A 23,417-nucleotide genomic window follows, 5' to 3' on the forward strand; every position below is an offset into this window, starting at 1 on the left:
AACTTTGTCTGTGATTTGGTGCTAAATGCATATTTTATTTATAGGTTATGGTAAAACATCTCAGCGTGTTGCTAAACAGTTATTTCAGCAAGGCCACCAAATTACCACAATTAGCCGAAGTCCGAAATCAGATGATTGGGCTGAGCATTTGATTCAAGATATTCATCAGTTGGATTTGTCTCAAGTCGCACCGATTGATGCCGTATATATCTTACTCTCGCCTGAGGGCACTACGGTGGAGGCGTATCAGCGAACTTTTGTAGACTCGATTGCACCCATGCTACAAGCCTTAGAAAGTCATCCTTTAAAAAAAGTGATCGTGGTTTCTTCCACACGTGTTTATGGTGAAAGTGCAGGTGAGCGCGTTGATGATGACACGTGTCCCCAGCCGAGCGATGTGCAAGGGCAGGTGCTATTGAATATGGAAACTTTGTGGCAACAGGCTTATCCATCTGAATGTGTGGTTGTGCGTCCAACAGGAATTTATGGAACCTCAGTTACTCGTATGATTAAACTTGCAGAAACTACAAAGTCTTATCCAAAACTGCATTGGTCGAACCGAATTCATATTGATGATTTGGTTGCTTTTCTAGCACACTTGCTTCACGTGGAACATACTGAAAAGTCTTACATTTGCAGCAATAGCCAACCATTGCCTTTACATGAAATTATTCAATGGTTTCAACAGCAGTTAGGATTTCCAGCTTTGGTTTTGGAAAGCAATATGCCATCAGGCAAGCAAATTTATGCTACGCGGATGCAGCAGATGAATTTTGAATTACAGCATCCGCATTGCTTTGATGATTATTTGGCGTTGTTAGCAGAGCGTGAGTCAAAATAATTTTTTATTTTTACTCATAAAAAATGTGAAGCATCGTTTGGAAAATGGCTGTGGAACGTGAAGAATCATGACAAATCCGTTCCAGTGCGCTTAACCCTAGAACGGCTTTTATTAAGATATTGATGCTTATAGGAAAATTTTAAGAATTTCGTATAAGGTGTATTATTTTGATTTTAAAAGTATTGATAATCCCCTAAATTATGTACTACTCAAAATTCAAAAAATTGATGATAGGAAAAAGATGAGAAATTACAAATTTTATCTAATGTTTATTTTATCGATATTGATACTTATTATTTTTATAACATCATCGCCACTATTAAAAAATAATTTTTTTTTAATGACTCATAGTAATTGGGTTAAAGTTAATAATTTTAAGATTATGGAAACATATACTTATTGTTCAAGTGAACCTTGGAGGAGGGGCATCGATAGAGCTGCTTATCGATACATCAAGTATGAATATTCTTTTGATAAAAAGAAATATATTGAAGAAAACGAAAAACTTTTTGGAGTATATAGAATCAATCTTTTAGACAACTGTGAAAAACTTAAAGAAAAAAATGAAGTGCTATGGAATGAATACAATAAGAATAATTATCCATTATATGCAAATATAAGTAATAGTAAAATACTAATTTCAAATGATTTATTTAAAATTGGTACATCTTCATTTTTATCTATACTATTTGAAATACAAGGAGTAATTATTACTATAGTTATAGTTGTTTCATGTGCGTTATTCTATGATTTAATTAGAAGATAGTTCATTCAACTCTTTTAAAGCTTCACCTGCTGCCGCATTGCCATTTTCATATGATTTAGTAAACCAAAATTTTGCTTTTTCTAAATCATTATAAGTATTTGCATATATATATGCTGCATTATTCTGAGCTTCAGGTAGGTTTTGTTCTGCTGCTTTAAGATAAAGTTCTAGAGCCTTTTCTTCATTTTCTGAACAACTACACCATCACGATAAGCATTAGCTAAATTATATTGAGCTTAACTTAATCCAGACTTAGCTGCTAACTGATAAAATTCTAAGGCTTTTTTTCTATCTTTAGTAACGTAATTCCCTGAGTCATACATTAACCCTAAATTATATTGAGCTTCGGGAAAATTTTGTTCCGCAGCTTTATTAAGCCAAAACAATACTTTCTCAGGATTCTTATCTGTACCTATTCCCTTAGTTAACATGGCTGTTAAATCATTTTGAATGACAGCATTCCCATTGCTTTGATGATTATTTGGCGTTGTTAGTAAAAGCCCAGGGCTTTGTTGCACAAAGATTTCATAACTATATGATTTTAAAAGTTTTGATTATTTTTTGATCCAAAATTAAATTTATTTAAATCAGATGCTTACATATTTATGCAACAAAGCCAAAGCCCAGTAAAAACTGGTTTTAGTGAGATGAGCTCTTGGGCATATTTTAATTAAAGTTTTGGTATTTATATAAAAAATTAATAATATAGCGTAAGAGGTATTATGTTAACTGTATGAGAAATAACATTATTCGCATACTTCTATACTTTCTTCTTTTTCAATAAAATTAATTAAGTCATTATTTTTTATGCAAAAATAATTTTTAAATTCGTATTGTCGAAAAGTTTTCCCTCTTTGTAGTTCAACTTGAATATACGTTTCTAAAAAATCTGATTTCAAACTACTCTTTGGGAAACAAAAAATATATTTACTACTTATATTAGATAGATTTTTTAAACTTTCTTTATAAATAGTTTCTGATAATTCATCATTAGGATTTCCATCCATATCTTTAAAAAATGTATCGAACATTGAAAACTCTTTAGACTCAAAAATCTCCTTAGGTTTCAATGAACAAATACTTTCATTATTTAGAATTTCGTATTGAAAGTAACGAACACGTTTTTCTTTACAACCTATAATTGAGAATGATGCCAATAAAATACTTAAAAAAACTATATATTTCATTATTGTATACTTTGGTAAATTAAAAAAAGCAGTGGAGCTACTGGAATTAGAGTTATATTTGAAACTAATCTATATCCTACTGGATCATTAATGATTGGTTGTACTAGCTTGTTGTTCAGTATTTAATTTTAAAGTTTATATTTCTTGCTAATTCATGAATATATGGATCATAAATAGAATTAGGTAAAGTCCAAATTTATAAAAAGTATTCCTCAACTATTTATCTATTTAACCTATATTGGCTTAAATTTTTTATTTAGTATTTTCTTGTTGAACAGCATAGGCACCTACATTTTGTAGATACCTATGCTTTTAAAAAGAAATTACTTCTTCTTACGTTTCAAACGTTTCTTCGCTTGTTCTGCAGCTACTTTGTCGAGCGTGTCTTTCAGTTCTTCATCGCTGAAAGTGGTGATGTGTTGCAACATTTGTAGCGTGACATCATCTAGCACCAAGTTGGCATATTGCGCAACGTTTTGAAAGTTCTCATCAAACACAATCGCGTTGTCTGAGTTGGTGCTGATATAACCCTGTTGCGTCAACACTTTGATGAAGCTTTGGAACAGGGCTTTATCAAAGAATTCAGGTGAATTGAACTCATACAGTACCGAAAGACGCTGACCCACCAAATGACTGAGCTCTTCAACCTGACGTGCTGAAATGTTCCCAGAACCTCGTTGCGTAATCAGCGCAAGCGTCATGTAGTAACGCTCAAGACTCTGCATGACTGGCGCAGCCAATACCACCAATTGGTTATGATCTTCGCTGTTTGGAGCAGGGGAAATCAAGTGGCCTTCGGCATCTTCAGAAATCAGTTTAGCTTGAATCAAACCGTCTACATAAGCGCAGATTTGATCTTTGAGTTCAGCATCTTCCCATTTTAAAAACAATTCTGCTTTTAAGAACGGATATAGCGTGCGAATCACATTGATTAAATCACCGCGGCCAATGGTTCCATTGTGTTCAACCAAAGCGGCAACGAGTGATGGCAATACAAAGGCATGCAAAATGTTATTACGGAAGTAGGTCAGCAGTACCGCTTGATTGTCCGCAATCGCAATAATGTCGCCCAGTACGTGATTGACGCGTTTGATCAGTTTTAGCTTTAAACCATAAGCAATGATTTCTTTACCTGATAATGGTGTTACCAAGAGGCGCTCATCATAAGGAAGTGTCGTCAACAACTTGCGATAGGTATCGAGCTGTTTGATGCAGATTTTTTCATCAAGCGTATGCTTCTCAGTGGCCAACAGAACTAAAGATAGTAATGAAACAGGATTCACCACAGCCGCACGGTTAATATTTTCTAAAATCGCATGTGCAGAACTGTTGACGGCATCAGAGACTTCTTGCGGAATTGGATCATCATTTTTAGCAATTTGTACATTCTCAGCGCCATGCTTTTTCAGCATGTCATCGAGGAAAACGGGTTCACCAAAGTTGAGATGTACTTTTCCGAAAATACGTTCAATTTTGCGTAAGGTTTGCAGAATCCCAAAGACAGACTCGGCTTCTTTTGGTTTACCGTTCATCTCGCCGACGTAGGTTGCACCTTCCATCAATCGTTCATAGCCAATATAGGTCGGAACAAAGACAATCGGTTTGGCACGCCCACGCAAGTGACTGTGCACCGTCATGGCTAACATACCTGTCTTTGGTGGTAGCAGACGACCTGTACGTGAACGACCACCTTCGATGAAGTATTCCAAAGGCGTGTTACGCGACAAAATGCTATATAGGTATTCTTTAAAGACCGAAGTGTAGAGCGCGTTACCGCGGAAAGTACGGCGAATAAAGAATGCACCGCCACCACGTAAAATTTGCCCAACAAATGGCATATTCAGGTTATCGCCCGCAGCAATATAAGGCACCATCAAACCACGGTTATACACCACATAAGACAGCAGTAAATAGTCGATATGGCTACGGTGACATGGGGTATACACAATTTCGTAGTCTTTAGCCAGCTCACGGACCGTATTGAAGTTATGAACTTCAACCCCGTCATAGAGCTGCGTCCATAATCGTGCCAGCGCCATTTCCGCAAAACGGATGGTTGAATGTGAGTAGTCCGATACGATTTCATTGACATAACCAATGGCACGACGTTCAGCATCCAACATGCTAATTTTGCCGCGGATACTTTCGCGGCGAATCGCATCTTGTACATCATTGGCTTTAATCAATGAATGCATCACGTTGCGACGGTCCGAAAGATCGGGACCGAGTACCGCTTCACGGTGTGCATCGAGCTGATTATTTAAGGTATTTAGAATGTAGGTCGCAGGGGATAAATTCGGATAGGTGGTTTTTGCAAAGTCAACCAAAGCACGTAAAGACTGACTTTCATGAAACTCTAAAAATGACTGACGACCATGTAAACCGATATTCATCAGCTGTTTCACCGTACTTGGAGTTGCCCAAGTGTCGGTAAATAACAATTTAAACCAAGAGTCTTCTTTATCTGGTGAACGTCCCCACAGTACCGTCACAGGTACCAGTTCCACGTCTAAATCGGGTTGTTGTTCTAAAGCTTCAACGAGACGTAATAAGCGCGGTGGAAAGGTGTGTGGTGAAGGGTTAAGTAAATTATTTTCATCATTATGCTGTAAAAACACGATCGATGCTTTTTCTTGATGTGTCCCCACGACCAAAGGATCGAGTGCAGGAGCAAGCTTTAAACGACGTGTTTCACCATCCACCAACAGCGCGTTACTGCGTGAGTGATTTTGAAGCACATAACAGACAATTTTTTTGGGATGGCCTGAAGCTGCTGGGTCAGCATCTGTTGCTGTCGGTTCTGTTGGAACCTCACCCAATACATGTGGGGTTACTATGAGGTCAAGAAGCTTACTTGAAAGCTTTCTATACATTTGACCAAAGCCACTTTTGGACATATACACTCCTGCTTAAATGACCAATCCCGCAGTTTGTCTGAAGGGGTATTTATTTTGCGTAATTGTAAACATAAACCGTATGTCATTTCCTGACAAATTTGTTTTATATGGTGAATTTTATCGTTAAAAATCGTATTTTTAGTGGGAAATAACGGAAAAAACTTATGACAACTCAGTCAAGTAATCTATAGGGTTTTAGTCTGAATTTATGGCAAAATAGATTTTAATATCGATATCACACCTCATCACTTTACAGAAAAATCTGGTCTCTCACCATTAAGTAGGTTGCTTATGAATGCCTTAACCCAAGAGTTGGTTGAATTACTGAGCCTCGAAAAAATTGAGGAAAATATCTTTCGTGGACAAAGCCGTAATTTGGTTGGGAAGCGTGTTTTTGGCGGACAAGTCTTAGGTCAGGCCCTACGTGCGGCGTCATATACGACGGATCGTCCAGCTCATTCTTTACATGCATACTTTTTATTTGGTGGCGATGTGAACGCGTCGATTATCTATGAAGTTGATCGAATTCGTGATGGCCGTAGTTTTGTCAGTCGCCAAGTGCGTGCTATTCAGCATGGTAAAACCATCTTTATGTGCATGGTGTCTTTTGCTGACAATGAAGAAGGGCTGAATTACCAAATCGGTGAGCCTGAGTATCCAGCACCAGAGTCTTTAAAGTCTGAGGCTGAACTGAAAAAAATGATGGTGGAATTTGTGCCTGAAAATGTGCGTGCAAGTTTCATGCGGGATCGTCATGTGGAAATTCGTCCCATCAATCCACAGAACCCGTATCAACCGCAGCCTGAAGCACCTGTGTATGCGCACTATATTCGCACGCATGACCGCATTGCAGCAGAAGTGGATGAAATTTCGTTGCATCAGTCAATTGCAGCATTCTATTCAGATTTCACTTTAATGACCACGGCACTGCGCCCACATGGTTTAAGTTATCTTTCGCCAAGTTTGCAGTGTGCGAGTATCGACCATGCTATGTATTTCCATAAACCCTTTCGTGTAGATGACTGGATGCTGTATGACATGGACGCCACAGTCAGTGCCAGTTCACGTGGTTTAAACTTTGGACGAATGTGGCAAAACGGTGAGTTGGTGTGTAGTACCACTCAAGAAGGTTTGATTCGGCTCCGTGAAATCGAAGCCCAATAAAGCCTAAGTACAGAAAAAGCTGAGTGATATGACTCAGCTTTTTTTATGACCGACTTTATGACTGAAAGGTGGTCAGAGCAGAGCTAGAAGTTGAGCTTGAATTGTAATGGTCTCATCTTTTGGGGAGAGGTATATGGGGAAATGTGCAGTACTTGTGACAAAAAAATGCTCGATTCTCACCTGTTCACATGGCATAGTTTCCCAAAGAAATCTTTGAAAAGCATGAAGCTATGAGCTTAAACACGCAAATTCTAATTGCAGCGATCTTTGGGGTCATCTTCGGATTTGTTCTCAATCTTTTCCCGGGTACCGTTTTTTTAGAGATGAGTTTGTATGGAATCGGGGTGGTCAGCAGTATTTTTATTGGTCTGTTAAAAATGCTATTGATTCCCCTCATTTTTAGCTCAATTGTGGTGGGAGTATCCAACTTGCAAGCGGGCGGACAGCTCTCCCGTGTTTGGAAAATTACGGTGGCATGCTGTGTCACCACCACGACTTTGGCCTTGATATTGGGTTTAAGCTGCGCGCATTTATTTGAAGTCGGCAAAGGTGTCGATATCGCCATGTTCCAAGACGCCATGGCCGCTCATCAAACTCCAGATACGCTCACCCCATCTTCGTTCTTCACCAACTTTATTCAAAATACGCTGATTAATCCCTTCAAAGCCTTTGCCGAAGGCAATGTTTTAGCGGTAGTGGTTTTTGCGTTGTTCATAGGTGTGGCACTCGTCAAGGGCGGCGAAAAATTCCGTACCGTACGTAAGCTGAGTCAACAGTTCTTTGACATCATGATGTTGATGATTGGTTGGGTGATGAAGCTAGCCCCGCTAGGAATTTTTGCCTTACTTGCTAAGTTGATTGCCACTGAAGACATTTCTGTATTGAGTCGTTTGGCAGAGTTTGCGGCTGTGGTAACGGGCACTACCATTTTTCATGGTCTGGTGGTTTTGCCGCTATTACTGTGGATTTTTGGCAAGATGAACCCGATGACCTTTTTTAAAGGCACGCGTGTGGCGTTGATTACGGCTTTTGCCACCAGTTCAAGCTCGGCAACTATGCCTTTATCCCTCAAGTGTGCGCAAGAAAATCTTGGTGTACGTCCGCAAACGGCAGGCTTTGTGATTCCGTTGGGGACGCAGCTCAATATGGATGGTACTGCGCTGTATGAGGCAGCGGCGGCTTTGTTTATTGCCAACTTGATGGGACTCGATTTGACCTTGAGTCAGCAGCTGGTGGTGTGTCTGACGGCGATGATTGCTTCTTTAGGTGCTCCAGGGATTCCGAGTGCAGGCATGGTCACTATGATTATGGTATTGCAGTCTGTCGGGCTTCCTGCTGAAGCGATTGCGATTTTATTACCGATTGATCGCTTACTGGATACCGTGCGTACTGTGGTGAATGTACAAGGTGACATGATGATTAGTGTGGTGGTGGATCGACATACCCAGGATCTGGATGCACCTTTGCCCAATTTATCGAATCCGTCTTAAGTTTTGCTCTAAAATAAAAAAGCAGCTATTAAGCTGCTTTTTTTATTTTAGGATTTAAGCGACTTTGAGCATGGCACGTTTAGCCGCTGGGGATTGGTCTAAGTAGGCAATCGCATCTTCTGTTTTGGCTTCGTGTACAGGGTCATACCACGGCACTAAATAGCCAAATTGCTGTGAGATGAGCCATAACGGACTTGGTAAAACTTGATGATTCCGTTTAGAAATAGACAGCCACTCACGCCAAATCCAAGGTTTAAACAGACTGGGTTGAATCGACTTAAAGCGGTCATCTTGTTTCATAATATGAGCTGCACCATCGACCCATAAGCCCAGAACGGCAGCAATCACCACCAGACTCAAATAATAGCGCGCAATATAACCCCCGCCTAAATGTCGGTACAAATCAAATGCGACGGTACGGTGTTCAATTTCTTCTGCGCCGTGCCATTTGATCAAGTCTAACATCGCAGGGTCAGCGCCCATTTTCTCCCATTCGGTGTTGTCCAGTGCATATTTTCCAAGGACACAGGTCATGTGTTCCACCGTGGCAATAATATCGAGTCGAAACAGATCCCACTGGTGCTCAAGTGCTTTAGGTACAGTGAGATCTAGTGGTTTATCGGCCAGTAATTTTCCAAATAAGAAATCCATCAACTCTAGATTACGGGAGACATCAATCTTTCTTTGGCTGAGATACTCTTTATTGGCTGAGTTGTGTGCCTGCGCATGCATGGCTTCTTGGCGGATAAAGGCTTGTACATCTTGCTTCAGTTTTTCATCGCTAATTTGTGGTAAGACTTTGTTATAGAGGCGGCAGAACCAGAACTCACCTGCGGGCAGGATCATATTAATTTCATTGATGAAATAGCTGGCAAAAGGTTGGTTGGGAATCCAATCAATCGGACTGTCTTGCCACTCAAATTTAACTTTGCGGGGCTTAATTGTGTAGGCAATAGAGGAACGAATTTTGTTTTTTTTCAATCGAGACCATAATTTCATATGCTGACCTATTTTTATATGTGTTGAATTTTTTCACGAGCTGAATAAAGTCAGTATAAAAAAAGTCCCCGATTGCGATTAGCAATAGGGGACACAGATACAGCAATAGATGATGCTTTTTTAGGTTGGCGTTTAAAACTTAAGCCTCAGGCTGTGGTTTGGTTTCCACATCGTCTTCAGCATCAAGATCCATAGCGGCTTCAGGATCTTCATCGAATTCGTCTGCATCCAGCTCATCGGCTGTTGCATCTGGAATGCTGCTTAAGTCAAAGTGTTGGGCTTGGTCTAAAGTAAAATTGAGTCGTCCGCCCATCACACTTGCCAGTTCTTCTAGGCCTTGTTTATTGAGGGAAGAGAACAATTGAATTGAGAAATCCAGTTTCATCTTTTTCAATTGGGCTTTAACTTCTTGCAATGCTTTAGAGGCAGGGCCACGGTTGAGTTTATCGGACTTGGTTAGCAGTACATGCACAAACAATTTACGTGAATAAGCCCATTCCAACATCATCACGTCAAAGTGCTGTAGTGGATGACGAATATCCATCAACAAGACTAAGCCTTGTAAGCTTTTACGCTGAATCAAGTAATTTTCTAACTCTTTTTGCCACACGATTTTCATCGCTTCAGGCACGGCTGCATAACCATAACCAGGTAAGTCGACGAGACGTTGGTCAGGATTACCCAGACTGAAAAAGTTAATCATCTGCGTACGACCCGGTCTTTTCGAGGCACGAGCCAATTGCTTTTGGTTGGTTAAGGCGTTGATAGCACTAGACTTACCTGCATTTGAACGACCCGCAAAGGCAATTTCATAGCCTGTATCTTCTACACACAGGTTGAGCTTCGGAGCACTCATTAAAAACTCTGCTTTACGCAGCCAGTTGAGAGCGCGCACAGCATATTCAGTAACTGCAGAATCTACCTTTTTTTCATAGCTAATTTTTTGCTTTGGGGCAGCAGCAATTTTACTGTTTTTGGATTTTCCTCGGCTGTGGTGCATAACTCAACTTCAATTTATGATCTACAATCAGCCATTATAATGGAAGTCGAGCGGGCAATCGACCTTTGCAGCGTAAAGTCCGCAATCTTGTCTATAAAAGACCTTAATCGGCGAGATTGATCAGGTTAATCGGCGAGTGGGTCGTGAACTTATTCTGAGCTTCAGTACCCAGTACATCCGCTAAGGTATATTGGTCTAAGCTGTGATAGAACTGGTCTAGCGCTTGATCTAAGATCCCTTTCAGTCCGCAATTCGAACGGAGTACGCAAGGCGGGGTATTGCATTCCACTATATTCTGATCCGCTTGCAAGACCCGCACAATTTCGCCCAGTCTTAAATGTAGGGTTTCTGGATTGAGTCGAATCCCACCGCCACGACCGCGTGCGGTAATAATCCACTGCTGTTTCGCCATAAAGTGTACGATTTTCATCAAGTGGTTTTCAGACACTTGTAGAGCTTGTGCCAGTTCTGCGATGGTATGCGGCAGCGCTTTCGGCTGTGAAACATACATCAGAATTCGCAAAGCATAATCGGTAAATTTATTGAGCTGCATGAGGGTACTGATCGTTGATAAGCAAAAAAACAAAGGGCTAGCCTAGCATAACCTGACTAACCCTCTCTATTTTATGCTGATGGCATGGGTTAGTGGTGAACACCACCTGTGCCAAAAGCTTCACTGTGAATATTTTCAGTAGGAACACCACGGGCAATCAGGGCTTTTTGTTGTTCTGCCATAAATGGCATTGGGCCGCATAAGTAGTAGTCTGCTTGAACAGGTAAAATTGCGCTATCAATGGTACTCAAATCAAGGCGACCCTTCGCATCATAATCTTGACCCAAAACATCACTTTGATGTGGGAACTCATATGCAGTAAAGGTACTTAAACGTGGATATTTGGCTTTTAAGTCATGAATATGTTGTTTCATGGCATGCACTTGTTTGCTACGGCAGGCGTGCACAAAAGTCACAGGCTCTGGCATATCCAAAGTCACCAATTGATTCAGCATCGCCACCATTGGCGTGAGGCCTACACCACCACTAATAAAGACATTGCGTTTATTTGGGTCAATCAGGTAGAAGTTACCTGTTGGTGCAGACACTTCAATTTCAGCACCTTCGGCTAAACCATGCAGAGTATTTGACACCCAGCCTCCCGCCAAATCACCTTTTTCATCTTCGCGTTTGACCGAGATACGTAAATAGTCAGCTTGAGGGCTGGTTGAAAGGGTGTATTGGCGAGGTTGTTTTAGACCAAGTTCCTCAACAAATACACGTACTGAAATGTACTGACCTGCTTCATATTTTGGTAAATCACCACCGTCCACAGGGGCAAGATAGAAAGAAGTTATTTCATCGCTTTCAACCACTTTCTTCGCGATTTTAAAGTTGCGCCAGCCTAACCAGCTCCCTTTGGTTTGTTGATGTTGCTCATAAATCGCTTTTTCAGTGCTAATGAATAAATCAGCCAATTGACCATACGCCGCAGCCCAAGCATCAATCAATGGATCCTCCATTGAAATACTTAAAACTTCACTAATCGAATGGAGGAGGTTTTCCCCAACAATATTGTAGTCGGGTGCTTGAATATTCAAGCTGACATGTTTGTGGGCAATCAGCTCAACCACAGGGAGTAATACTGAAGGATCTTCAATGTTTTCTGCATAGGCCAACACAGCACCCGCCAAAGCTTGGGCTTGAGCACCACTGCGTTGATGCCCCATATTAAAGGTTTCTTTTAAATTAGGATTGTTGCCTAACATGCGGTTATAAAAATAACCTGTGAGTGCGACACCATTTTCACGAAGGACAGGAACAGTTGCTTTTACAAGTTCAATTTGCTGCGGAGTCATGTTTGATCTCTCTTGGCTATCATTTATAAGATGTATTTAAAATATACCTTTAAGGATGTAATGTAAATACATCTTTAAAGAAAAGCTTAACTTTTATATGGGATATATGAATATCCTATAAATTTTGATTTTTAGATTTAAAAAGTAGATCACTTACGACCAAACAATGAGCCGAGTAAACCACGGACGATTTTTTGTCCCGTACTGCCCCCGAGACTACGTGCGGCGCTTTTGGCAAAAGTTCCTACTGTGTCTTGAATTAGCTTCTCACGCTGTTTTGCTTCACGTTCAGCTTCTTTTTGCTGTTCTTTCGCAATCCGCTCTTGCTCACGTGCTTGTTGCTTCGCTAGTGTTTCAGCTTCTTTGGCCTTCTGTTTCGCTAGCGCCTCTTGTTCTTTGGTTTGTTGTTTCTCTTGCTCTATCTGTACAGCTTGTTGTTGGCGTTCAACCACTTTATTTTGTAGAAGTTCAAAAGCGCTTTCACGGTCTAGGCTTTTTTCATAAATGCCTGCCACGATACTTTGTGAAATCAAGGCTTGACGTTGCTCTGGGCTAATCGGAGTGAAAGACGAATAGGGTGGCATCACCCATGCACGCTCTACGACTTGCGGCGTGCCTTGTTCATCTAGGCAACTAATTAAAGCTTCACCCACAGCTAGTTCAGTGATGGCTTGCTCAACTTTAAATTCAGGATTGGCACGGAAGGTGTCTGCAGCTGTTTTAACTGCTTTTTGATCTTTCGGGGTAAAGGCACGTAAGGCATGTTGTACGCGATTTCCGAGCTGCCCTAACACGCTTTCAGGCAAATCCAGTGGGTTTTGCGTGACAAAGTAAATACCCACCCCCTTGGAGCGGATCAGACGCACCACTTGTTCAATTTTTTCTTGCAGCGCTGCACTGGCATTATCAAATAGCAAATGCGCTTCATCAAAAAAGAACACCAGCTTAGGTTTGTCCATATCGCCAACCTCAGGCAGCTGTTCAAATAATTCTGAAAGCATCCAGAGCAGAAAAGTGGCATAGAGCTTTGGGGTGTTCATGAGTTTGTCTGCGGCTAGGATATTGATATAGCCACGACCATTACTGTCGGTCTGAATAAAGTCGAGAATATTTAAGCTGGGCTCTCCGAAGAATTGATCACCGCCTTGATCAGCTAGTGCCAATAAATTCCGTTGAATCGCACCAAGGCTGGCAGGAGATAGGTTGCCATATTCGGCTTTAAACTCTGCGGCATGTTCACTGACATAACCAATCATGGCTTTTAAGTCTTTAAAGTCGATCAGTAACATGCCTTGATCATCTGCAATACGAAATACCGCAGAAAGTACCCCTTCTTGGGTGTCATTTAAATTCAGCATACGTGCCAGCAACAGCGGGCCAATTTCGGTAATCGTGGTACGAATAGGATGACCTTGTTCAGCAAATAAATCCCAAAACACCACGGGGGATGCAGCAAAGGGAATGCTGTCGATGCCTAAACTTTTAATGCGTTCATCAAATTTGGGATTGGATGCGCCTGCCTGCGCTAAGCTGGAAACATCGCCTTTGGCATCGGCTAAAAATACGGGCACCCCGAGTCTGGAAAAACTTTCAGCCAACATCTTCAGGGTTACGGTTTTACCTGTCCCTGTTGCCCCTGCAATTAAGCCATGACGGTTGGCAAACTTCGAGTGTAGAACAACATCTTGTTGGGTATTTGTGGTTTTCTTAGCAATGATGATCGGGGTGCTCATACTTCTTCCTATTCAATTTTCTTGTGATGGTTATTCAGTTGTTTTAGTGCATTTTCTATATCTTGAATTAAATCGGTAGGATGTTCTAGTCCTATACAAAAGCGAACCAATAAACCTTGTTGTAAATGTGTATGCTCAAGTGCACGCATGTCTTTGAGGTCATACAGCATCACCAAACTGACAGGACCGCCCCAACTAAAGCCGAGTTTGAAGAGTGATAGGGCATCACAAAATTGACGAATATCCTGCAGATCAAATTCGGGCTTGAAAATGACACTGACCAAACCTGCACTGTGTTGATCGACACAAATGTCTTTCCAATATGAATGACCCGCAGCACTCGAGTCAGCAGGGTGTAAGACCTGCACAAATTCCGGTTGTTGTTTTAGCCATGCTAGGAGTTGCAGCGCACTTTCAGACTGTGCGGCATAACGAATGCGCATTGATGCTAGACTGCGTTGGACTTGAGCAACATCATCCCCAGAGACGCTAATGCCTTGAATGGCATGCGTGCGAAAGAGTTGATGATGTAAAGCTCGCTCGCGTGTCACGACTGAGCCCATTAAAATGTCTCCGCCGCCACTTGGGTATTTGGTCAAAGCATGTACCGTCACATCTACACTTAAGTGCGCATCACTAAAATCAAAAGCATTAAAGGCAAGACCTGCGCCCCACGTATTGTCTAAAGCAGTGAGCACATGATGCGTTTGTGCCTTTTTCACCAGTCCGACCAAATCTGGAAACTCCAGTGTGACCGACCCTGCGGCTTCTAGCCAAATCAGTTTAGCTTTTTCCGTCGGTTGGAAAGAAGACACATCAATAGGGTTATAAACACGAACATCAATGCCATAGCGTTTTTCTAGATTACGAAGATGCTCCATGTTTGGCCCGTAAATATTATCCGCTACCCAAACTTCATCACCATGACTTAAAAAACATGAGTTCACTAGGTTAATGGCAGATAAACCACTTGGTGCGAGTAGGCAGTACTTTCCACCCTCAATTTGTGCAATGTTATCGCCCAATGTAAATGTGGTGGGGGTGCCATGGGTACCATAACTATAGTCATAGTCATCGGTCCAATGGCGATTAAACAGTGCATTGGTATCTTTAAAAATAATCGTCGATGCACGATACAGGGGAGGTTGGACCGTTGAAATGTACTGAGGCGCTTGTCTTGGTGCATGAACCAATGCGGTTTGCGGTTTTTTTTTCACGAATCGACTCATCATAAAGCGATAAATTGTTTTTAGCTTAAGAGAAAGTTTCTAAATAGGCGAGAAAATTGAACAAATGTGAATAAAGGTAAACAAAATAAAAAGTTGGCTTCAATTTTGCTAAATCATCGATAAGGATAGTAAAAAGAAGGCATAAGCGCATGACGTCGCATTTAAAAGTACATTATTTTCAGCATATTGCTGGTGAAGGGTTCGGCAGTTGCTATACATATTTAAAACAACAAGGTGCTGTAATCAGTGCAACAGAGTTTTTTGCTTTACCTATAGATCAAGCCTTAGAGATAGAAGCTTTACCGAGTGTTGAGGATGTTGACTTACTCATCATTATGGGGGGCACCATGAGTGTGAATGATGAAGTGAATTTTCCATGGTTAAAGATCGAGAAGCGTTGGTTAAGACGTTACTTGGCCGCAGGAAAACCCGCGATTGGTTTATGCTTGGGTGGGCAATTGATTGCCAATGCGCTCGGTGCTGCGGTCAGTCGCAATGAACAACAGGAGTTGGGTTGGGCGACAGTACGTAAAATCCAGCACGTCCCAACAGAATGCTTTGAATTGCCTGAACAGTTTAATGTAATGCAATGGCATAGCGAGACCTTTGAAATTCCAAAAGGTGCTGTACATTTGGCTGAAAATACCGTGTGTCGTAATCAAATGTACCAAATTGGAAAGAATGTATTGGGTTTTCAATTTCACCCAGAGATCGTGCCAGAAACCTTGGCACTCTTTTTAGAAAATGATGACGAGCTGAATAAGTTTTCGGGGCAATACGTGGCAACTGAAACCGAATTGAAAAAATCGCCAAAATTAAATTTTATTGAGGGAAATCAAATTCTTAATAGTGCAATTGATTATGTGTTGCGGCAAACAGTCTATTGATGCTTTTTTAAGCTACTGATAATCCAAACAAATTGAATATATTGTAAAAAATCAAAAATGGATTTGCTTATGCATTAAACAATGGCTATAATGAGCGACCCTTTAATGAAAGGGGGTTAACTGCGAATAAAGTAGTTAACATCGTGACAGTCGTGGCATCGATCATGACCTTAGTGATATTTCACTGCTCTTGACACTTACCTTTTAGTGGGGTGAGATGCGTCAGGAGTGATTCTTTATATATTTGGCTTGGAGTTTACTGGTATGTCTAACCAGAGAATTCGTATCCGTTTGAAGTCTTTTGATCACCGTTTAATTGATCAATCAGCTCAAGAAATCGTAGAAACAGCAAAACGTACTGGCGCACAAGTTTGTGGTCCAATTCCAATGCCTACACGCATTGAACGTTTTAACGTTTTAACATCACCACACGTTAACAAAGATGCGCGTGACCAATACGAGATCCGCACTTATAAACGTTTGATCGACATCGTTCAACCTACAGACAAAACTGTAGATGCATTGATGAAGTTAGATCTTGCAGCTGGTGTTGATGTTCAGATCGCATTGGGTTAAGGCTTTCGGGTTAATTAACGCTCTAAGTTAATTAGGCCGCTTTTTTAGAGGTTTATGCACATGGCTATTGGTTTAGTCGGTCGCAAGTGCGGTATGACACGTATCTTTACAGATGCTGGTGTTTCTGTGCCTGTTACAGTGATTGAGGTTGATCCTAACCGCATCACTCAAATCAAAACGCTTGAAACTGATGGTTATCAAGCGATTCAAATCACTACTGGTGAACGTCGCGAATCTCGCGTAACTAACGCTCAGAAAGGTCACTTCGCGAAAGCGGGTGTTGCTGCTGGTCGTCTAGTTCAAGAATTCCGTGCAACAGAAGCTGATCTTGAAGGTCGTGAAGTTGGTGGAACTATCGGTGTAGACATGTTCACAGTTGGTCAAGTTGTTGACGTAACTGGTCAGTCGAAAGGTAAAGGTTTCCAAGGTGGTGTTAAGCGTTGGAACTTCCGTACGCAAGATGCTACTCACGGTAACTCACTTTCTCACCGTGTTCTGGGTTCTACAGGTCAAAACCAGACTCCTGGTCGCGTATTCAAAGGCAAAAAAATGGCTGGCCATTTAGGTGCTGAACGCGTAACTGTACAGGGTCTAGAAATTGTATCTATCGACGCAGAACGTTCAGTTTTAGTAGTGAAAGGTGCAATTCCTGGCGCTACTGGTGGTGACGTAACTGTTCGTCCTACGATCAAGGCCTGAGGGGAAATAACGTGAATTTAAATACTGTTTCCGGCTCTGCTGTTGAATTATCAGAAGTTGCGTTCGGTCGTGAATTCAATGAAGCTCTTGTACACCAGGTTGTTACAGCTTATTTAGCTGGTGGCCGTCAAGGTTCAAAAGCTCAGAAATCACGTGCAGACGTTTCTGGCGGTGGCAAAAAGCCATTCCGTCAAAAAGGTACTGGTCGCGCTCGTGCTGGTTCTATTCGTAGCCCAATCTGGGTAGGTGGTGGTAAAACTTTTGCTGCTCGCCCACAAGATTGGTCTCAAAAAGTTAACCGCAAAATGTATCGCGGTGCAATGCAATGTATCTTAGCTGAACTTGTTCGCCAAGATCGTCTTGTATTGGTTGAAGAGTTTGCTGTTGCTGCTCCAAAAACTAAAGAGTTGCTTGCAAAACTTAACGACTTGAATGCTACTCGTGCATTGATCGTTACAGAATCTGTAGATGAGAATCTATACCTTGCAGCGCGCAACATTCCACACGTTGATGTGGTTGATGCTGCTGCTATCGATCCTGTTAGCTTGATTGCGTTCGATAAAGTTGTTATGTCTGTAGCTGCTGCTAAGAAAATTGAGGTAGAACTCGGATGAACAACGAACGTATCTATCAAGTCCTACAAGGACCTGTATTCTCAGAAAAAGCACAAGTTTTAGGCGAAACTGCTGGTGTTCAAGTTTTCAAAGTTGCACTTGATGCAAACAAACTTGAAATTAAAAAAGCTGTTGAGCAATTGTTTGGTGTTCAGGTTGTTAAAGTTAACACAACGATCACTAAAGGTAAGACTAAACGCTTTGGTAAAACATTAGGACGTCGTTCTGATGTTAAAAAAGCATACGTCACCCTGAAAGCTGGCCAAGATGTTGAAATGGCTGACTTGGGCGATACCGCTGAAAGCGCAGCGGAATAAGGACGAGAATTATGCCAATTCAAAAATGTAAGCCAACGTCTCCTGGACGTCGCTTTGTAGAGAAAGTCGTTCACGACCATCTTCACAAAGGTGCGCCTTATGCTCCGTTGGTTGAAGCTAAAAAACGTACTGGTGGTCGTAATAACAACGGTCACATCACGACTCGTCACGTTGGTGGCGGTCACAAGCAGCACTACCGTCTAGTTGACTTTAAGCGTAACAAAGATGGTATTCCTGCAACTGTAGAGCGTATTGAATACGATCCTAACCGTACAGCACACATTGCATTAGTATTGTATGCTGATGGTGAGCGTCGCTACATCATCGCGCCTAAAGGCCTTCGCGCTGGCGATAAAGTTCAATCTGGTAACGATGCTCCAATTCGTCCAGGTAACTGTTTACCGCTTCGCAACATGCCTATCGGTTCTACTCTTCACAACATCGAACTTAAAATCGGTAAGGGCGCGCAATTAGCTCGTTCTGCTGGAACTTCAGTTCAGTTGTTGGGTCGTGACGGTTCTTACGCTATCGTTCGTTTACGTTCTGGTGAAATGCGTAAAATTCACGTTGAGTGCCGTGCAGTTCTTGGTGAAGTTTCTAACCAAGAAAGCAACCTTCGTTCACTTGGTAAAGCAGGTGCAGCACGCTGGCGTGGCGTTCGTCCTACCGTTCGTGGTATGGCGATGAACCCAGTAGATCACCCGCACGGTGGTGGTGAAGGTCGTAGCAAAGGTATTCAACCTGTAAGCCCATGGGGTCAAAAAGCTAAAGGGTACAAGACACGTACCAATAAGCGTACGACTAAGATGATTATTCGCGACCGTCGCGTTAAGTAACAAGTAAAGGAATCTGACAATGCCTCGTTCTCTGAAAAAAGGCCCATTCGTCGATGCGCACTTGTTCGCTAAGGTTGAAGCGGCTATCGCGGCTAATAACCGTAAGCCGATCAAAACTTGGTCGCGTCGTTCGATGATCCTCCCAGATTTTGTTGGTTTAACAATTTCTGTACATAATGGCCGTAACCATGTTCCAGTGATCGTATCTGAACATATGGTTGGTCACAAACTTGGTGAATTCGCGCCAACTCGTACCTATCGTGGTCACGGTGTTGACAAGAAATCTAAACGTTAAGGTGCTATGATGGAAGTTACTGCTAAATTACGCGGTGCCGCTATCTCGGCACAAAAAACTCGTTTGGTTGCAGACCTAATCCGTGGCAAATCTGTTGCTCACGCGCTTAATATTCTCAACTTCAGCAACAAAAAAGCTGCGGTTTTGGTTAAAAAAGCATTGGAATCTGCAATTGCAAACGCTGAACACAATAACAGTTTAGATGTAGACGACCTTAAGGTTACTACGATTTACGTTGATGAAGGCACTAGCCTTAAACGTATTATGCCACGTGCTAAAGGCCGTGCAGATCGTATTACTAAGCGTACTTGTCACATTACCGTTAAGGTAGGGGTTTGATATGGGTCAGAAGGTTCATCCAATCGGTATCCGCCTTGGTGTTGTAAAACGTCATAACGCCAACTGGTATGCGAGTCCGAAACAATACGCTGAATACTTGCTTAAAGATCTTCAAGTTCGTGAGTTTTTAACTAAAAAACTTAAGAATGCAATGATCAGCAATATTCTTATCGAACGTCCTACGGGCGCTGCTAAAGTAACTATTAGCACTGCACGTCCTGGTATCGTTATCGGTAAAAAAGGCGAAGACATTGAGAAACTACAGCGTGAACTTACTCAAATTATGGGTATTCCAGCGCAAGTTAGCATCAATGAAATCGATCGCCCAGACTTAGACGCTCGTTTAGTTGCTGAAGCTATCGCTTCTCAATTAGAAAAACGTGTAATGTTCCGTCGTGCTATGAAGCGTGCGGTTCAAAACACAATGCGTGCTGGTGCTAAAGGTATCAAAGTTGAAGTATCAGGCCGTTTAGGTGGTGCTGAGATTGCTCGTACTGAGTGGTATCGTGAAGGTCGCGTACCTTTGCATACACTTCGTGCAGACATCGATTATTCAACTATGCGTGCTGAAACGACTTACGGTACGATTGGTGTTAAAGTTTGGATCTTCCGTGGTGAGATCTTGGGTGGCATGAAACAAGTCATGAACCCAGCTCCAGCTGAAGAGCGTCCAGCTAAACGCGGTCGTGGTCGTGGTGAAGGTCAAGAGCGTCGTGGTCGTCGCAATGATCGTTCTGCTGAAAAAGGAGAATAATCCATGTTACAACCTAAACGTACTAAATTCCGTAAAGTGCAGAAAGGCCGTAACACTGGTCTAGCTCACCGCGGTAGCTCGGTATCTTTTGGTACAATCGCACTTAAATCTGTTGAGCGTGGTCAAATGACTGCTCGTCAAATTGAAGCAGCGCGTCGTACAATCAGCCGTCGTATTAAACGTGGTGGTAAGATCTTTATCCGTGTTTTTCCAGACAAGCCGATTACTTCTAAGCCTCTTGAAGTGCGTATGGGTAAAGGTAAAGGTTCTGTGGAATACTGGGTTTGTCAAATCAAACCAGGTAAAGTCTTGTACGAAATTGATGGTGTTAACGAAGAATTGGCTCGCGAAGCGTTTACGCTTGCAGCTGCTAAACTTCCGTTTAAAACCACTATCGTGACTCGGACGGTAATGTAATGAAAACTAAAGATCTACGTGAAAAGTCGGTAGAAGAGTTGACAGCTTTGCTTGATGAGCAACAGCTTAACCAATTCCGTCTTCGTATGGCAAAAGCAACTGGTCAATTGGGTAAATCGCACGAAGTTGCACTTACTCGTAAGACAATTGCTCGTATTAAGACACTCCTTACCGAAAAACAGGGGAACGGACAATGAGTGAACAAACAGTTCGCACGTTAACCGGCAAAGTAGTAAGCGACAAAATGGACAAGTCTATTGTTGTACTTATCGAACGCCGCGTTCAACACCCGTTGTATGGCAAATCAATCCGCCGTTCAACTAAATTACATGCTCACGATGAGAACAACACAGCTAAAACTGGCGACGTTGTGACTATCAAAGAAAGCCGCCCAATTTCTAAAACTAAGTCTTGGACTCTAGTTGAAGTTGTTGAAGCTGCTGCTGAGTAATTAGACGTATCTGTTGCATCATCGGTTAATTTCGAGTACTCTTTGAGCCTTTCGAAATTGTGACCGGTGATGCTCGGTTTTGGAGTAGGGCAATGATTCAAACCGAAAGTATGCTAGACGTAGCAGACAATAGTGGTGCTCGCCGCGTACAATGTATTAAAGTACTTGGTGGTTCACACCGTCGTTATGCTTCTGTTGGCGACATTATTAAAGTTACTGTAAAAGAAGCTATTCCACGCGCACGTGTTAAAAAAGGTGACGTGATGAATGCTGTTGTGGTTCGTACAAAATTCGGTATCCGTCGTCCAGACGGTTCAGTGATTCGTTTCGACGATAACGCTGCTGTTATTTTGAACAACAACAAAGCGCCGATTGCAACTCGTATTTTCGGACCAGTGACTCGTGAACTTCGTACTGAACAGTTCATGAAAATTATTTCACTGGCTCCTGAAGTTCTATAAGAGGCAATCATGGCTAAGATTAAAAAAGGCGATCAAGTTATTGTGATCGCAGGTAAAGAAAAAGGCAAACAGGGTACTGTTCTGTCTGTTTCAAATGACCGTGTTATGGTTGAAGGCCTTAACTTGGTTAAGAAGCATCAAAAGCCGAACCGTGCAACAGGTGCTGAAGGCGCTGTAGTTACACAAGAAGCTTCGCTTCATATCTCTAACGTGGCAATTTTTAATGCTACAACCCAAAAGGCTGACCGTGTTGGTTACCAAGTGACTGAAGGCGTGAAAACTCGCGTTTACAAGTCAAATGGTGAATCAGTGGCGGTAGCGAAGTAATAGGTTGAAAAGGCAATGGCCAGACTTAAAACGCGTTACAACGACGAACTTAAGGCTCAATTACAAGAGACTTTAGCCGTTAAAAATGTGATGGATATTCCTCGCATTACTAAAATCACGATCAACATGGGTGTTGGCGCAGCTGCTGCTGACAAAAAACTCCTTGATGGTGCTCTTGCTGATATGCAAGCTATCGCTGGTCAAAAACCAGTTCTTACTTTAGCTCGCAAATCAATCGCTGGTTTCAAAATCCGTGATGGTTGGCCGATTGGTTGTAAAGTTACTTTACGCGGCGAACGTATGTACGAATTCTTAGACCGTCTAATCTCGATTGCGATCCCTCGTATCCGTGACTTCCGTGGTTTCTCTGCGAAATCATTTGACGGTCGCGGCAACTACTCAATGGGTCTTAAGGAACAAATCATGTTCCCTGAAATCGATTTTGATAAGATTGATCGTATTCGTGGTATGGATATTACCATCACTACGACTGCTCGCACCGATGACGAAGGCCGTGCGCTTATGCGTGCATTCGGCTTCCCGTTCAAATAAGAGGTCGATATGGCTAAGAAAAGTATGATTAATCGCGAATTGAAACGCGAAGCTACTGTTGCTAAATACGCTGCAAAACGTGCTGAATTAAAAGCTGTTATTGCAAACGTAAATGCTAGCGACGAAGAGCGTTTCGAAGCGATGATGAAATTCCAAGCATTACCACGTAATGCGTCTCCAGTACGTTTACGTAACCGTTGTGGTTTAACTGGTCGTCCTCATGGTTACTTCCGTAAGTTCGGTTTAAGCCGTAACAAATTACGCGATACAGTAATGCAAGGTGATGTACCGGGCGTTGTTAAGGCAAGCTGGTAAGGAGCGCTATAGATGAGTATGCAAGATACCGTTGCCGACATGTTAACTCGTGTTCGTAACGCGCAAATGGCAAAGAAACAAACAGTTTCTATGCCTAACTCTAAGTTGAAGGTTGCTATTGCAAACGTTCTTCAACAAGAAGGTTACATTTCAAACGTAGAAGTTGCGGATGCTGAAGGCAAAGCAACTCTTACTTTGACTTTAAAGTATTTCGAAGGCAAACCAGTTATCGAAACTGTGAAACGCGTAAGCCGTCCAGGTCTACGTCAGTATCGCGGTAAAGATGCACTTCCGAGCGTTAAGCAAGGTTTAGGTATTGCAATTGTTTCTACAAGCAAAGGCATCATGACTGATCGCGCTGCACGTGCTGCAGGTATCGGTGGTGAAGTTATTGCTTTTGTTTCTTAATAGGTGATTCCT

General features: G+C 42.0%; 30 protein-coding genes and 1 pseudogene. 21 read left to right on the plus strand and 10 right to left on the minus strand.

The window, feature by feature from the left end:
- Positions 1-25 precede the first annotated feature (25 nt).
- Positions 26-841, plus strand: a complete 816-nt coding sequence (locus AC4CU3_RS10890) for an NAD-dependent epimerase/dehydratase family protein (protein WP_201706820.1) — start codon at positions 26-28, stop codon at positions 839-841.
- 382 nt (positions 842-1,223) lie between these two features.
- The gene (locus tag AC4CU3_RS10895; protein WP_490738198.1) at positions 1,224-1,607 is read left to right on the plus strand and encodes a hypothetical protein; all 384 of its coding nucleotides are present in this window, start codon (positions 1,224-1,226) and stop codon (positions 1,605-1,607) included.
- Here the strand turns inward: AC4CU3_RS10895 and AC4CU3_RS10900 are convergent.
- From AC4CU3_RS10900 to plsB, 4 genes are all read right to left on the minus strand, one after another.
- The gene (locus AC4CU3_RS10900) at positions 1,593-1,715 is read right to left on the minus strand and encodes a hypothetical protein (RefSeq protein WP_413772806.1); all 123 of its coding nucleotides are present in this window, start codon (positions 1,713-1,715) and stop codon (positions 1,593-1,595) included. The genes AC4CU3_RS10895 and AC4CU3_RS10900 overlap by 15 nt on opposite strands.
- A gap of 128 nt (positions 1,716-1,843) precedes the next feature.
- Positions 1,844-2,125 (minus strand): tetratricopeptide repeat protein, encoded by a 282-nt coding sequence (locus AC4CU3_RS10905; RefSeq protein ID WP_490738199.1) that lies wholly within the window; start codon positions 2,123-2,125, stop codon positions 1,844-1,846.
- 228 nt (positions 2,126-2,353) lie between these two features.
- Entirely contained in the window at positions 2,354-2,794 is a 441-nt protein-coding gene (locus AC4CU3_RS10910) for a hypothetical protein (protein WP_279043852.1), read from the minus strand.
- Between the two features lie 323 nt (positions 2,795-3,117).
- A complete protein-coding gene (gene plsB / locus AC4CU3_RS10915) occupies positions 3,118-5,691 on the minus strand; it encodes a glycerol-3-phosphate 1-O-acyltransferase PlsB (protein WP_279043853.1) in 2,574 nt (857 codons plus the stop codon).
- Between the two features lie 291 nt (positions 5,692-5,982).
- Here plsB and AC4CU3_RS10920 point away from each other — a divergent pair, with 291 nt between their 5' ends.
- Positions 5,983-6,855 (plus strand): acyl-CoA thioesterase, encoded by an 873-nt coding sequence (locus AC4CU3_RS10920; RefSeq protein ID WP_279043854.1) that lies wholly within the window; start codon positions 5,983-5,985, stop codon positions 6,853-6,855.
- Positions 6,856-7,085: 230 nt separating this feature from the next.
- Complete coding sequence (locus tag AC4CU3_RS10925) at positions 7,086-8,345, plus strand: dicarboxylate/amino acid:cation symporter (RefSeq protein ID WP_279043855.1); 1,260 nt, start codon at positions 7,086-7,088, stop codon at positions 8,343-8,345.
- A 54-nt stretch (positions 8,346-8,399) separates the two neighbouring features.
- Here AC4CU3_RS10925 and AC4CU3_RS10930 read toward each other — a convergent pair whose 3' ends face one another.
- From AC4CU3_RS10930 to AC4CU3_RS10955, 6 genes are all read right to left on the minus strand, one after another.
- A complete protein-coding gene (locus tag AC4CU3_RS10930; RefSeq protein WP_078390011.1) occupies positions 8,400-9,344 on the minus strand; it encodes a metal-dependent hydrolase in 945 nt (314 codons plus the stop codon).
- Positions 9,345-9,483: 139 nt separating this feature from the next.
- Positions 9,484-10,344, minus strand: coding sequence for a ribosome biogenesis GTP-binding protein YihA/YsxC (yihA, locus tag AC4CU3_RS10935; RefSeq protein WP_004977914.1), 861 nt, complete (start codon positions 10,342-10,344; stop codon positions 9,484-9,486).
- Between the two features lie 103 nt (positions 10,345-10,447).
- Complete coding sequence (locus AC4CU3_RS10940; protein ID WP_004977913.1) at positions 10,448-10,897, minus strand: RrF2 family transcriptional regulator; 450 nt, start codon at positions 10,895-10,897, stop codon at positions 10,448-10,450.
- An 89-nt stretch (positions 10,898-10,986) separates the two neighbouring features.
- Complete coding sequence (gene hmpA / locus AC4CU3_RS10945; protein WP_279043856.1) at positions 10,987-12,195, minus strand: NO-inducible flavohemoprotein; 1,209 nt, start codon at positions 12,193-12,195, stop codon at positions 10,987-10,989.
- Positions 12,196-12,344: 149 nt separating this feature from the next.
- The gene (locus AC4CU3_RS10950; RefSeq protein ID WP_279043857.1) at positions 12,345-13,928 is read right to left on the minus strand and encodes a helicase HerA-like domain-containing protein; all 1,584 of its coding nucleotides are present in this window, start codon (positions 13,926-13,928) and stop codon (positions 12,345-12,347) included.
- A gap of 8 nt (positions 13,929-13,936) precedes the next feature.
- Entirely contained in the window at positions 13,937-15,145 is a 1,209-nt protein-coding gene (locus AC4CU3_RS10955; RefSeq protein WP_490738200.1) for a PLP-dependent transferase, read from the minus strand.
- A gap of 161 nt (positions 15,146-15,306) precedes the next feature.
- Here AC4CU3_RS10955 and AC4CU3_RS10960 point away from each other — a divergent pair, with 161 nt between their 5' ends.
- From AC4CU3_RS10960 to rpsH, 17 genes and pseudogenes are all read left to right on the plus strand, one after another.
- Positions 15,307-16,044, plus strand: a complete 738-nt coding sequence (locus AC4CU3_RS10960) for a type 1 glutamine amidotransferase (protein WP_078390007.1) — start codon at positions 15,307-15,309, stop codon at positions 16,042-16,044.
- Between the two features lie 264 nt (positions 16,045-16,308).
- Positions 16,309-16,620: a 30S ribosomal protein S10 gene (rpsJ, locus tag AC4CU3_RS10965; RefSeq protein WP_000070912.1), complete on the plus strand. Its 312-nt coding sequence runs from the start codon at positions 16,309-16,311 to the stop codon at positions 16,618-16,620.
- Between the two features lie 60 nt (positions 16,621-16,680).
- Positions 16,681-17,319 (plus strand): 50S ribosomal protein L3, encoded by a 639-nt coding sequence (gene rplC, locus AC4CU3_RS10970; protein WP_004691328.1) that lies wholly within the window; start codon positions 16,681-16,683, stop codon positions 17,317-17,319.
- An 11-nt stretch (positions 17,320-17,330) separates the two neighbouring features.
- The gene (gene rplD / locus AC4CU3_RS10975) at positions 17,331-17,933 is read left to right on the plus strand and encodes a 50S ribosomal protein L4 (RefSeq protein WP_004691326.1); all 603 of its coding nucleotides are present in this window, start codon (positions 17,331-17,333) and stop codon (positions 17,931-17,933) included.
- Positions 17,930-18,250: a 50S ribosomal protein L23 gene (rplW, locus tag AC4CU3_RS10980; protein ID WP_004691323.1), complete on the plus strand. Its 321-nt coding sequence runs from the start codon at positions 17,930-17,932 to the stop codon at positions 18,248-18,250. Before rplD ends, rplW begins: the two co-directional genes overlap by 4 nt.
- 11 nt (positions 18,251-18,261) lie before the next feature.
- On the plus strand, positions 18,262-19,086 hold the full coding sequence (gene rplB / locus AC4CU3_RS10985; protein WP_004691322.1) for a 50S ribosomal protein L2: 825 nt from the start codon (positions 18,262-18,264) through the stop codon (positions 19,084-19,086).
- Positions 19,087-19,105: 19 nt separating this feature from the next.
- Positions 19,106-19,381, plus strand: a complete 276-nt coding sequence (rpsS, locus tag AC4CU3_RS10990; protein ID WP_004281508.1) for a 30S ribosomal protein S19 — start codon at positions 19,106-19,108, stop codon at positions 19,379-19,381.
- A gap of 9 nt (positions 19,382-19,390) precedes the next feature.
- Complete coding sequence (gene rplV / locus AC4CU3_RS10995; RefSeq protein WP_004691320.1) at positions 19,391-19,720, plus strand: 50S ribosomal protein L22; 330 nt, start codon at positions 19,391-19,393, stop codon at positions 19,718-19,720.
- 1 nt (position 19,721) lies between these two features.
- Positions 19,722-20,538 (plus strand): annotated as a pseudogene (gene rpsC, locus AC4CU3_RS11000) (30S ribosomal protein S3).
- A complete protein-coding gene (rplP, locus tag AC4CU3_RS11005; RefSeq protein WP_004691317.1) occupies positions 20,478-20,891 on the plus strand; it encodes a 50S ribosomal protein L16 in 414 nt (137 codons plus the stop codon). The pseudogene rpsC and the gene rplP overlap by 61 nt, the downstream one beginning before the upstream one ends.
- The gene (gene rpmC, locus AC4CU3_RS11010; protein WP_004650482.1) at positions 20,891-21,088 is read left to right on the plus strand and encodes a 50S ribosomal protein L29; all 198 of its coding nucleotides are present in this window, start codon (positions 20,891-20,893) and stop codon (positions 21,086-21,088) included. Before rplP ends, rpmC begins: the two co-directional genes overlap by 1 nt.
- A complete protein-coding gene (rpsQ, locus tag AC4CU3_RS11015) occupies positions 21,085-21,342 on the plus strand; it encodes a 30S ribosomal protein S17 (RefSeq protein WP_004691314.1) in 258 nt (85 codons plus the stop codon). The genes rpmC and rpsQ overlap by 4 nt, the downstream gene beginning before the upstream one ends.
- A gap of 92 nt (positions 21,343-21,434) precedes the next feature.
- Positions 21,435-21,803, plus strand: coding sequence for a 50S ribosomal protein L14 (gene rplN, locus AC4CU3_RS11020; protein WP_004657680.1), 369 nt, complete (start codon positions 21,435-21,437; stop codon positions 21,801-21,803).
- A gap of 9 nt (positions 21,804-21,812) precedes the next feature.
- On the plus strand, positions 21,813-22,130 hold the full coding sequence (gene rplX / locus AC4CU3_RS11025; RefSeq protein WP_004691313.1) for a 50S ribosomal protein L24: 318 nt from the start codon (positions 21,813-21,815) through the stop codon (positions 22,128-22,130).
- Between the two features lie 15 nt (positions 22,131-22,145).
- Entirely contained in the window at positions 22,146-22,682 is a 537-nt protein-coding gene (gene rplE / locus AC4CU3_RS11030; RefSeq protein WP_004691311.1) for a 50S ribosomal protein L5, read from the plus strand.
- Between the two features lie 9 nt (positions 22,683-22,691).
- Entirely contained in the window at positions 22,692-22,997 is a 306-nt protein-coding gene (rpsN, locus tag AC4CU3_RS11035) for a 30S ribosomal protein S14 (protein ID WP_004691309.1), read from the plus strand.
- 12 nt (positions 22,998-23,009) lie between these two features.
- Positions 23,010-23,405: a 30S ribosomal protein S8 gene (gene rpsH / locus AC4CU3_RS11040; protein ID WP_004691308.1), complete on the plus strand. Its 396-nt coding sequence runs from the start codon at positions 23,010-23,012 to the stop codon at positions 23,403-23,405.
- Positions 23,406-23,417 lie beyond the last annotated feature (12 nt).

The organism is Acinetobacter sp. 802_lipA (assembly GCF_058242885.1).